Raw genomic sequence first — 2,624 nt, 5'->3', positions numbered from 1 at the left:
CGGGTGCACACCTCGTTCAACCAGGCCGTCGCCACCACCGGCCGGCTGTCCTCCGCCGATCCCAACCTGCAGAACGTGCCGATGCGCACCGAGTGGGGGCAGCGGGTGCGCCGCGCCTTCCTGCCCGACCGCGGCCAGGTGATGGTGAGCGCCGACTACTCGCAGATCGAGCTGAGGGTCGTCGCCCACGTCAGCGGCGACACCGAGCTGATCGACGCCTTCCGCCGCCGCCAGGACGTGCACACCCGCACCGCCGCCGAGGTCTGCGGCATCGCCCCCGAGGAGGTCACACCGGAGCAGCGGCGCAACGCCAAGGTGGTGAACTTCGGGGTGATGTACGGCCTGTCCGACTTCGGCCTGGCGCGCGACACGGGGATGAGCCGGGAGGACGCCCACACCTTCATCGCCGCCTACTTCCAGAGCTTCAACGGGGTCGCCGCCTACCTGGAGACGATCCGCAACTTCGCCCGCGAGTGGGGCTACGTCGAGACCCTGTTCGGCCGCCGCCGCTACATCCCCGACATCCGCGCCGCCAACCGAGGGCTGCGCCAGGCGGCCGAGCGGATGGCGGTGAACATGCCGATCCAGGGCACCGCCGCGGACATCATGAAGCTGGCGATGATCCGCACCGACCGGGCGCTGCGCGAGTCCGGGATGGCTGCCCGGCTGCTCCTCCAGGTGCACGACGAGCTGGTGCTCGAGGCCCCCCGCGACGAGGTCGACCCGCTGGTGGCGCTGCTCCGCGAGGCGATGGGGGGCGCCGCCGAGCTGGTGGTGCCGCTCGACGTCGACGTCAAGGTCGGGGACAACTGGCGGGACATGACCCGGCTGCCCGGCTCGGTCGACCCGGACTGAGGCGGCACCGGTGCCGGAGCTGCCCGAGGTCGAGACCGTGGTCCGCGACCTGCGCGCCGAGGTCGAGGGACGCCGCGTCGTCGCCGTGCCCCACGCCGCCTCGTCGGTGATCAGGTACCCGGCGCCCGAGGTGCTGGCGGCGCTGCTGCCCGGGGGGGTGGTCGAGTCGGTGCGGCGCTGGGGGAAGTACATCGTCTGCGGGCTGGGTCGCGACGGTGCGCCGGTCGAGGGGGGTCTGGGGGGAGTCCCCCCCGTGAACGAGGCGCTGATCGTCCATCTCGGGATGACCGGTCACCTCGAGGTCTGCGACCCGGAGGCGCCGGCGCGGCCGCACACCCACCTCCGCGCCCTGCTCGACGACGGCCGGGAGCTGCGCTTCGCCGACCCCCGCCGCTTCGGCCGGGTCATCCTCGGCGACCCGGTGGCGCTGCGCGCCGCCCGGCTGATCCCCGCGCTCGGGGTCGAGCCGCTCGGCGAGGAGTTCACCCCGGCGCGGCTCGACGCCGTGCTCCGCACCACCACCCGGACGGTGAAGGCGGCGCTGCTCGACCAGCGTGGCGTCGCCGGCCTGGGGAACATCTACGTCGACGAGATCTGCCACCGTGCGGGGGTGCGGCCCACCCGGCGCTGCCCGCGGCTGACCCGCGCCGAGCGCGCCGCCCTCCACGCCGCGGTGGTGACCGTGCTGGAGATCGCGATCCGCAACCGGGGCTCGACCATCGACGACTACCGCGACCTCTGGAACGCGCGGGGCACCAACCAGGAGGAGCTGCGCGTCTACGGTCGCGGCGGCATGCCCTGCATGGGCTGCGGGACGGTGCTGCGCCGCACCGTGGTCGCGGGGCGCACCACCACCCACTGCCCGGCGTGCCAGCGCTGAGCCGGCGGGCGGCGACGCGGGCGCTCGCGGTGGTCGCCGCGCTCTTCGTCCTGTGCACCGTGATCACCGCGGCCGGGCTGCTGGACGGCCTCGACCGCCAGGTGGCGTCCGAGGTGCGCCGCACCACCGGTCACGCCGCCGACGTCGCCCTCTCGCTGGTGGCCGTCACCGCGTCCGTGCCGGTGTCGCTGGTCTGGATGGGGCTGCTCCTCGTCGCCACCCAGCTGACCCGGCGGCGGCGGCGGCGGGCGCTGGTGCTGGCCGGGGGCTTCGCCGCCGGCACGATCCTGGAGGTCCTCCTCAAGGCCGCGCTCGACCACCCCGGTCCGCGGGGCGGGTCGCGCGCGGTCATCGCCCTGGGCATCGAGTCGATCGGGCGCGGGGCGTTCCCCAGCGGGCACATGCTCCGGGGCACCGCCCTCGCTCTCGGCACCGCTCTCATCCTCGCCGGAGAGCGGCGCCGGACCAGCGTGCGCGTCATCGCCGCCCTGTACGTGGTGGAGCTGGCCTGGACCCGGGTCTACCTCAACGAGCACTGGACCTCGGATGTGATCGGGGGCTTCCTCCTCGGGGTGGCCGCCGCCCTCGCCGTGGTCGCCGTCCCGCGCCGTCGCGAGCCCGCCCGTGCCCGGGGCTGACCTGCGCGTCCTGCTCGCCACCTACGACGACGAGCCGCCGATCGGCGGCCAGGGGCGGTACGTCGCCGGGCTGCGCGCCGGGCTGCGGCGGCGGGGGCTGGAGGTGGGCACCGTCGCCGGCCACGGCGCTGCCGCGCTCGCCGCGCCCCGGGTGACCCGCCGCCCCGCCCTCGACCTCTCCCTGGCGCTGCTCCGGGACCCCTCCCCGCTGCTCGCCGGGCAGCCCGACGTGGTCCACGCCCAGGGCGGTC

At 75.3% G+C, this 2,624-nt stretch carries 4 protein-coding genes; all 4 read left to right on the top strand.

Translation table 11 applies throughout. The features are described from left to right. On the top strand, nt 1-855 hold an 855-nt coding region (locus tag VGL20_12595; GenBank protein HEY2704520.1), incomplete at its 5' end, for a DNA polymerase. Between the two features lie 10 nt (nt 856-865). Continuing rightward, nucleotides 866-1,735 (top strand): bifunctional DNA-formamidopyrimidine glycosylase/DNA-(apurinic or apyrimidinic site) lyase, encoded by an 870-nt coding sequence (gene mutM, locus VGL20_12590; GenBank protein HEY2704519.1) that lies wholly within the window; start codon nt 866-868, stop codon nt 1,733-1,735. Further along, a complete protein-coding gene (locus tag VGL20_12585) occupies nt 1,723-2,373 on the top strand; it encodes a phosphatase PAP2 family protein (GenBank protein HEY2704518.1) in 651 nt (216 codons plus the stop codon). Before mutM ends, VGL20_12585 begins: the two co-directional genes overlap by 13 nt. After that, nucleotides 2,360-2,624, top strand: a 265-nt coding sequence (locus VGL20_12580) for a hypothetical protein (GenBank protein HEY2704517.1), incomplete at its 3' end; no start/stop codon positions are given. The genes VGL20_12585 and VGL20_12580, both read left to right, overlap by 14 nt.

The organism is Candidatus Dormiibacterota bacterium (genome assembly GCA_036495095.1).
Classification (GTDB): Bacteria; Chloroflexota; Dormibacteria; order Aeolococcales; family Aeolococcaceae; genus CF-96.
This window is presented reverse-complemented; position numbering and strand designations above follow the sequence as displayed.